Raw genomic sequence first — 9,230 nt, 5'->3', positions numbered from 1 at the left:
TGAAATGAACCCAAAAAGTTAGACAAAGTATAATTACGCTACTTCCAGGGACTGGATCCTGTACTGGACAGGACTCAGTCCTTTCAATTTGCTCTTGATTCGTTTATTGTTATAGTAATCTATGTAAGCTACTAATTCTTTAATGAAATGTTCTATGTTATCGAATTCCTGTAAATATAGCAATTCTGTTTTCAGTAAGCCAAAGAAATTTTCCACAACTGAGTTATCGAGACAGTTACCTTTACGAGACATACTCTGTCTAATGCCTTTCTTCTTCAACATATTTTGATAACTGAACATTTGATATTGCCATCCTTGGTCAGAATGAAGTATCAATTTTGTATCATCTGGAATTTTCTCAAATGCCTTTTTAAGCATATCTGTTGTTTGATGAAAAGTAGGCCTTTCAGATAAGGTATAGCTTATAATTTCTCTATTGTAAAGGTCAAGTATTGGTGAAAGATATAGTTTTCTACCAAAGATGGAGAACTCGGTTACGTCAGTAACCCATTTCTCATTAGGCTTTGATGACTTAAAATTACGGTTTAACAAGTTTGGAGCAATTTTTCCGACTTCTCCACGGTATGATTTATATTTCTTAATACGAACCATGCACTTTAAGCCCAATTGTTTCATTAGTTTCTGAACGGTTTTATGGTTCACAATATGACCTCTGTTATGTAATTCTAGCGTAATTCTTCGATAGCCATATCTACCTCGGTTTTCATGAAAAACTTCGGTAATAATGGACTTAACATCTTCATATTTATCAGGCTCTTTCATGCTTTTTAGGTAATAGTAAAACGTACTGCGAGCGATACCTGTTAGTATCAATAAATCAGCCAAATTATACTTATGCCTTAATTCTGTGACAACAATTATTTTGTCTCTTTTGCTGATTTTTCCCTGGCTTGAACTAAGGCATTCAATTTTTTTAAGTATTCATTTTCCATTCTAAGTCTTTGGTTTTCAGCGATTAAATCTTCTTCAACTTGTTTAGTCAGCTGCTTAGGATATCCTTGATTACTGCCACCTTTTTTTCTTCCACACCTCTGTTTGTATAATCCATCCACACCTTCTTCAAGATATATCCGATCCCATCTTGAGATGATTGAGTCAGCAATTCCATACTTTTTTTCTGCATCACTAAAACTTAGATTATTATTCCTAATATCTTCTATAACCTTCTGTTTTATTTCTCCACTATACGTTTTTCTTTTGGACATAAAATATACACCCCTTTTTTATTATACACTTCTTATTTTCAGTGTCTAACATTTGGGGTGCACTTCAAAAATGACTTCCCTTAAAGTTTTATATGGTATTAAAATTATTATTTTTTTAACACCATGAAAAAAACACCCTTACTCTAAATTCTTAATTCACAACTATAATAAACTTGCCACTAATTAAGGTTATCACTTTATAATGTTGCCCTTCACTCAAACTTGTAACTAATTAAATGCCTTATAGAAATCCCCTCGTTTATTTATCATACCTTGAATTTCAGCAAATGGTATTTTAAATGTTACAAATCCTGCTGCATAAGGTGCTATATCATAAGGTACAAAATAAATATATAAATTATTTTCATCCACATAAAAACTTTGATCCATTGTTATTCCTTTAAACCCATCTTGATAAGTCTCACTATACTGGGGATCTGTTTTTATCATATTTTCAATAATTTTATTTAATTCACCAGTCCAATAAACTCCCCCCATAAATAAATCTCCCAAAGTATAAAACTTACCTGTAACTAAATCTATATTAGGTGTTTTTCTAGATGGCATTCCATGAGCCGCACCAAATGGATAATAATAACCTGTCATATCTAAAACCAATAAATTCTTCTTAAAAAACTTTATTGAAAAATCCCCATAGTAATTAAAATCCAGCACATCATCTGGTGTTATAATTAAAGGTTCTGATTTTTTTTCTTCAAAGGATGGGTTAACTCTAGACATAACCTTTAATTTCACATTCACATCTTGTCGTACTTTTTCGTTTAATATTCCATTAATCTCTGGATTATATACTAAATAATTGATATTAGGTCTATACTTAACTCTTGTAACAGAATACTTATCATTAAGTTCTATGGTACTATTAGGTTTATAAATTATTCTACCTGATTTAGTTAAATAGTATGGATAAAAATCTATATCAGCAAACACTATATTATCTTTAACTCTTAATTCCCCACTACCACTTACTACTGGTAAAGTTTTTTCTATTTTTCCACTTTCATTTATGAAAAATGTGTTTAAAGTATCTGATGCATATGATAATCCATTTTCATAATCTCCTACTACTAGATAATTAAAATCAGTTAATCTTTTTCCATTATTATCAGCTATGGCATATATGCTAGACGTTGATATTTTCTCTTTTCCTATAGGCATTCCTAAAGCAACTTTCCCTTGGCCTAAAGACTTTATTTCACTGTAAATAGGTTGAAATACATATTGTCCATTTACATTAATTCCTCCATAAGGTCCATTATATCCTTCATCTTCACTTACAACTGCAATTCCATCTTTGAACCCTTGAGCCATTGTATATATTGGTTTAATAACTTCTTTACCTTCTTTATTTATATATCCAAATGGACCTCCAGATGAATTAGCAAAAACCATTAAACCATTTCCATACTGACCTACATAATCATATTTATAAGTATTTATTATATTTCCATTTTTATCTATCAATCCATATTCTTTATCTTTAATTTTAACTAATGCTACATCATCTTTAAAATCATCAGCCTGTAGAAACTTAGGAATAATTACTTCATTCCCATATCTATCAATATACCCATAATTGTAAGATCCATTTGGATTATTAATTCCTACAACAGCTCTATCTCCGCTATAATCCATTATGAAATCATAAGATTTTTTAGTTATGCTCTTACCCTCTTCATCCATAACCCCCATTTTCTCATTTAATACATATATAGCTCTTCCTTCTTTATAAGGAGAAATACTTTCATAAATAGGCTTAACAATATACTCTCCCTTTGTGTTTATAAGACCTACTAAATTTTTCTCTTCAACTATTGCTAATCCAAATTCATTGAAATTACCTGCTCTTTCATATTTAGGTTCTATAATAAATTTTCCTTTGTAATTAATATATCCAAAAACACGTCCATATCTAGTATTTATCATTGCTGGATATAATTTATTTAATTCTTCTTTCCTATTATATTTCATTTGTTTATGTTTCTTTTTTAGAGGTTTTTTATTTTTTCTTGAACTCATTTAAATACTCTCCATATTTTATTTATAATAATTATAGTACTTTAACTGTTCAAATAATGTTAATGAAATATTTTTAACATATTAGACTTACAGCTGAATCTTTATTAAACCTCAAACTTACTTAAATTATCTGAAATAGTATATTTTTTATTGAAGATTAGGAAGTTACAAATTATAAATGTTATAAAAGTAGGTATAACCCAGCCAAATCCTAATTCAGACAACGGTATAATAGTGTTTAATCCAAAAGGTTTAAATACATCTATTACTGCAAAGATTAAAGCAACATAAACACTGTATTTAACCACTGAATTGTTTTTAACAAATTTCTTGCCAAGAGTTAATAATATAAGTGTTATACAAACCGGGTAAAGTATTGATAATAATGGACTAGCTAAAGTCACAATTTTATCTACTCCTAAAACTCCTATAATTCCGCTTATAATACACATTACAAATACATTAACTTTATAAGGTAATTTACCTTTGGATAAATCTTCAAAGTAAGCAGCAGCTGAACTAAGTAAACACATTGAAGTTGTTAAACAAGCTAACGCCATTGCAATACCTATTAAAACCCTTCCTCCTCTTCCAAGTAAGTTAGCAGATATATTTATTAAAAGTTGAGTTTTAGATATATCCGTTGGATAAATTGAAGATGCTGTATGCCCAACATAAACAAGTCCCCCATATACAATAGCTAAACAAACAATAGATATCATTCCAGATTTTATAGTTGTTTTAAAAATATCTTTTTTAGCGTATCCTTTGCTGACTATGGAACTTATGATTATTGATGAAAATGCAAGAGCTGTAAGTGCATCCATTGTTTGATATCCCACAATTAAGGAAGTAAAAAAAACTGAATCAATACTTGGATCTGTAGTTGGTCCAATTGGAGAGATAATTCCCTTAACAATCAATATTATTAATATAATTAGAAGAGCGGGAGTTAATACTTTTCCGATAGTATCAACTATTGTAGATGGTTTTAAGATAAGAGCTATGTTCACAGCATAAAATATTATCATTCCAACAACTGGAGACATACTAGGAACAAGAGGACTAAGTGCCAATTCAAAAGTTGTTGCAGCAGTTCTCGGACTTGCTACTAAAGGTCCTATTGTTATCATTAAAACAATTGTACATATTACCCCAAAAGTTTTACCAACTTGAGAAGCCATATTTTCAAAACTACCACCAGATTTGGTACCAGCTAATATAGCTAAAAATGGAATACCAACACCAGTTAACACAAAAGCAATAGCCGCCAAAGGAGCACTATCACCAGCAACTAATCCCGAATAAATTGGAAATATTAAGTTACCAGCCCCAAAGAACATTGCAAATAATGCAAAACCTATAATTATACAGTTTTTAAAGTCATTTTTCATAAATTAATCCCCCTTATTGAATAGCTGATCAATTGAAATAATCAATTTTTTTACAATTCAGTAAATATATTGTTTAAATGATACCATTAAAATATTAATAAATCAACAAAACAATATATTAAATAAAGATTAATTATAAATAAAAACGGTTAACATTCACTAATTTTTCATTTCATATCTGATATAATCTAAAAAGATTATTGCAGAAAAATTTTTTTAAATTATATCTTGATAACTTTTAAATTTATAAATATACATAATAAATATTTGTTTAACGTATTAATATACAAACACTTGTGAAAAAAACACCTGTTTAACACAAGTGTTTTTATTTACTTAATATTTTTCACAATTTACTTCTTTCAAGACTGGTCTTGAATCAATTAATCCCTCGGTTGTATAAAGTTCTTTTACAAATGCAACTATTGTAAATGCCATTATAATTCCAAATGGTAAGGCCATTATAATGGATGTGTTTTGAACCATCTTTAAACCACCTGCAAATAGCAATGCTATAGTTAATAAAGATTGAACTGACCCTAAAATTATCTTTCTTGATATTTTAGGATTTGTATCTCCATTGGAAGCTATCATTGCCAATACATATGTTGCTGAATCTGCACTTGTTATAAAGAAGCTAAATATTAATATTATGGCTAAAACTGAAATTGCAAACCCCATAGGATACTCTCTAAATATAACAAAGAATGCTGTCTCAACATTTTGTATAGCATTTAATGCAACATCTTTGGGTGCATTAATTCCTATAGTTCCAAATACACTAAACCATACTAAACAAAAACCTGATGGTACGAATAATACACCTAATATAAATTCTTTTATTGTTCTACCCTTAGACACCCTTGCTATAAAAATTGCTACAAATGGAGCCCAGGCAATCCACCATCCCCAATAAAATAATGTCCAATTATTATACCAATCACCTTTAATAAAGATATTATTATTTTCATATAATAAAGCTTTTCCATATTCAAACATTCCAAAAAATAAGTTATTTATCATATCCTTAAAAGGACCTACTACCATTGCTGCCAACAATAAGCCTACTGCTAGCAACATATTTAAGTTTGATAAAATCTTTATTCCTTTATTAACTCCTGTACATGCTGATATTAAAAATAATATTGTTATTATAACTATGATACTTACTTGTACAAGTTTATTTTCCGGCACATTAAAAAGATAATTAAGACCACTATTTATTTGAAGTGTTCCCATTCCTAGCGAGGTTACAATACCAGATATAGTAGCTAATATTGTAAATATATCTATTGTTTTTCCTATAGGTCCTCTTGCCCTCTCTTCACCAATTAAAGGAATGAAAAGACTACTTATAAGCATTGGTTTATGTTTTCTAAAATTCATATATGCTAAAGCCAAGGCCAGTATAGAGTAACATGCCCATGCCGATATTCCCCAATGTAAAAAAGTTTTCTTAAAGGCGAACATTTTTGCTTCGTTAGTTCCTCCTTGAACTCCTAATGGATTCAAATAATGTGTTAATGGTTCTGCTATTCCCCAAAATACTAATCCAATGCCTATACCTGCACTAAAAAGCATTGAAAACCAACTTATATTTGAGAATTCTGGTTTAGAATCATCCTCCCCAAGTTTTATATTTCTAAATTTACTAAATAAAATCCATATACAAAATATAAAAAAAGTTAGCATAAGCCCACAATAAAACCACGAAAGCTTATTTGTTATTAAGTTTAACAAACTGCTTGTCCCCTCCAAAAACTGTTCTTCAAAAAATATTGCCCATATAAAAATAAGTAATGAAATTACTAATGAGCCCACATAGATAACTTTATCATCTTTTTTAATTGAATTCTTCAAATAACTCCCCCTTTACAACTTTATTGTTCTTATAAAGTTGTCACATTTGTTTAAAAAATAGATACTGACAACCTTTGGTTTTTTTGAGGTTGTTAGTATCTTATGTAAATTATACCATACTACTATTTTCTGTTCAACCAAATAATTTACTTTTCATTACTAGGGTGTTAAAATCTTATTATCAAAGGAGTGTTAAATTGCTATGGTAAGAAAAAGTAAAACCCCGAATTATATAAAAATAGCTGTAGATATAGCTCATAGAATAACAAATAATGAATTTGTAGAAGGCCAAAAAATAACAGGTAGAACAACCTTAGGTAGTATATATAATGTTTCACCTGAAACCATAAGACGTTCAGTTGCTTTATTGAAAGATATGAATGTTATAACTATACATGAAAAAAGCGGCTTAATAATAAATAGTAAAAATGATGCAAAAAACTTCTTAAACAAATTTAAAGCTAACTCTGACTTTGCATCTATAAATAACGATACATATAATTTAATTTCTGAAAGAAAAAAATTAGACTCTAAAATTGAACAAAACATAGATTCTATAATACAATTTGCTACTCAACTAAGAAATGTTGGTACAATAATTCCATTTGAAAGTATAGTTGAGAAAAATAGCATTGCAGTAGGTAAAAGTATTGGTGAACTATCTTTTTGGCATAACACTAAAGCCACAATTATAGGTGTGAAAAAAAATAATGAAATATTTTTATCTCCCGGTCCATATTTTACAATACAGGAAGGCGATATTTTAGTTTATGTTGGTGAAGATGAAGTTTTAAAAAATGTAGATAATTATATAAAAACCTTTGATAAATAAATCCATATCCTAAACTAAATATTCTTAATATATTGTTTTAGAAAAAAAGATGACCATATCCTAAAATATAGCCATCTTTTTTTATACACATTGAAGGGGTTGTGTATTTATAACAATTATATGTGTTTATTTTTATAAAATAATTATTTTAATTATAGTTTCCCAACTAAATCCAAACTCGGAACTATTGCCTCATCTCCTGGAGTCCATCTTGCTGGGCAAACTTTGTCTCCATGTTCAGCAACAAATTGAGCTGCTTGAACCTTTCTTAATAATTCTTCAGAATTTCTCCCAATCCCTGAATTATTAACTTCATATGCTTTAATTTCACCTTCTGGATTAACAATAAATGTTCCTCTTAATGCTACTCCTTCTTCTTCAATCATAACATCAAAATCCCTTGCTAGTTTTCCAGTTGGATCAGCTAACATTGGGTATTTAATTTTAGATATTGTTTCTGAAGCATCTGCCCATGCCTTGTGTACAAAATGAGTATCTGTTGATACTGAATAAATTTCACAATCAATTTCTTTAAACTTATCATAATTGTATGCCAAATCTTCTAATTCTGTTGGGCAAACAAATGTAAAGTCTGCTGGATAAAAGAAAAATACAGACCATTTACCCTTCGTAGATTCAAGATTAACTTCTTTAAAATTTTTATTGTGATAAGCTTGAACTGTAAAATCTGATACCTTTTTATTTATTAATGACATGATAATAAACCTCCTATGATTGAAATTATTTAACAAATGATAATTCTTATCATTTGTTTCTTGATTTAATAATAGTTATTATTTAATAAGAAGTCAATAGATTCTTTAATATTTTCAAAAATAAAAGGTTAGCAATATATTACTAACCTTTTCTACTATATTTTTTTAATTTATAAAGTCATTTATTTTTATAATTTTAAAGTTATAACAAGTTTCCAATATTATAATCTACCCTATCATAAATGAAGTCATAGCCATTGAAGCATTTTGAAATCCTTCATATATGAATGTAATTTTATCTTCTGATTTCTTTGCCCCTGCTATATATAGCAAAGGTAAATAATGCTCATCTGTTGGAACTGATTTTAATGCTGTTGTTCCTAATTTTTTATAATTTATTAGATTTTCATGATTTTCACTTAACAAACTGTTTTTTACATACTTTTCAAATTCTACTGCAAAATCAGGTGCACTTGAATTTATATCATCTTTCATATATCTAAAACTATGAACTATATTTCCACTACCTATTATTAAAATACCTTCTTCTCTCAATTTACTAAGCCTTTTTCCTAACTCATAATGATACCTTTCATCTTTTGCTCCATTTAAACTAAGTTGAAAAACCGGAATTTTTTGTCCATTATAAATATGCCTCAATATTCCCCAAGCACCATGATCAAGCCCCCAAGACTCAGTGGACATAACTTTCATATCCTTTAGTTCAGATAATACTTTAAGAGCTGGTTCTTTACTTCCTAAAACATCATATTTAATCTTATAAAGTTCTTCTGGAAATCCATAAAAATCATATATTTGCTTTGGGCTGTCTGATATATTTATAAAAGATCCTTTAGTTTTCCAATGAGCTGAAATAACTAAAATAGCCTTTGGTTTTTCAAATTTCGAACTTATTTTATTTAGAGCCTTTGTATAGTCATTGTCTAAAATTATATTCATAGGACTTCCATGTGCTATAAATAATACTGGTAATCTTTTACTCATACCTCTATTCCTCCTTAATTATCACTAAGTTAACATTACTAATCATAAAGAACATAGCTGATAATGCCCCATTTCCAATAGCCTGTTCTTTAAAATTATTAACCATTCTTCTTCCATTCACTACTTCTGAAAAAAACATATTATCACACTCTTTCAT

8 protein-coding genes and 1 pseudogene are annotated in these 9,230 nt (G+C 28.8%); 1 reads left to right on the top strand and 8 read right to left on the bottom strand.

Going from position 1 to position 9,230, the window contains the following annotated elements:
• Nucleotides 1-33: 33 nt before the first annotated feature.
• The 5 genes and pseudogenes from BM119_RS15445 to BM119_RS15425 form a co-directional block, all read right to left on the bottom strand.
• A pseudogene (locus tag BM119_RS15445) lies at nt 34-939 on the bottom strand (IS3 family transposase); the annotation flags it as partial.
• Nucleotides 879-1,226: a helix-turn-helix domain-containing protein gene (locus BM119_RS20620; protein ID WP_090042631.1), complete on the bottom strand. Its 348-nt coding sequence runs from the start codon at nt 1,224-1,226 to the stop codon at nt 879-881. The pseudogene BM119_RS15445 and the gene BM119_RS20620, both read right to left, overlap by 61 nt.
• 228 nt (nt 1,227-1,454) lie before the next feature.
• Complete coding sequence (locus BM119_RS15435; RefSeq protein WP_090042630.1) at nt 1,455-3,266, bottom strand: WG repeat-containing protein; 1,812 nt, start codon at nt 3,264-3,266, stop codon at nt 1,455-1,457.
• Nucleotides 3,267-3,370: 104 nt separating this feature from the next.
• A complete protein-coding gene (gene brnQ, locus BM119_RS15430) occupies nt 3,371-4,660 on the bottom strand; it encodes a branched-chain amino acid transport system II carrier protein (RefSeq protein ID WP_090042629.1) in 1,290 nt (429 codons plus the stop codon).
• A 336-nt stretch (nt 4,661-4,996) separates the two neighbouring features.
• Entirely contained in the window at nt 4,997-6,520 is a 1,524-nt protein-coding gene (locus BM119_RS15425) for a BCCT family transporter (protein ID WP_090042628.1), read from the bottom strand.
• A 202-nt stretch (nt 6,521-6,722) separates the two neighbouring features.
• On the opposite strand from BM119_RS15425, the gene BM119_RS15420 reads away from it, so the two are divergent.
• Nucleotides 6,723-7,352: a GntR family transcriptional regulator gene (locus tag BM119_RS15420; protein ID WP_090042627.1), complete on the top strand. Its 630-nt coding sequence runs from the start codon at nt 6,723-6,725 to the stop codon at nt 7,350-7,352.
• A gap of 152 nt (nt 7,353-7,504) precedes the next feature.
• Here the strand turns inward: BM119_RS15420 and ahpC are convergent, their stop codons facing one another.
• From ahpC to BM119_RS20010, 3 genes are all read right to left on the bottom strand, one after another.
• Nucleotides 7,505-8,068, bottom strand: a complete 564-nt coding sequence (gene ahpC, locus BM119_RS15415; RefSeq protein ID WP_090042626.1) for an alkyl hydroperoxide reductase subunit C — start codon at nt 8,066-8,068, stop codon at nt 7,505-7,507.
• A 228-nt stretch (nt 8,069-8,296) separates the two neighbouring features.
• Nucleotides 8,297-9,073: a 4,5-DOPA-extradiol-dioxygenase gene (gene ygiD, locus BM119_RS15410; RefSeq protein ID WP_090042625.1), complete on the bottom strand. Its 777-nt coding sequence runs from the start codon at nt 9,071-9,073 to the stop codon at nt 8,297-8,299.
• 4 nt (nt 9,074-9,077) lie between these two features.
• Entirely contained in the window at nt 9,078-9,230 is a 153-nt protein-coding gene (locus tag BM119_RS20010) for a hypothetical protein (protein ID WP_177199453.1), read from the bottom strand.

The sequence above is a fragment of the Clostridium frigidicarnis genome (assembly GCF_900111985.1).
Taxonomy (GTDB): Bacteria; Bacillota; Clostridia; order Clostridiales; family Clostridiaceae; genus Clostridium_Z; species Clostridium_Z frigidicarnis.
Note: the sequence above shows the minus strand (reverse complement) of the source record. Positions and strands in the feature narration are given on the sequence as shown.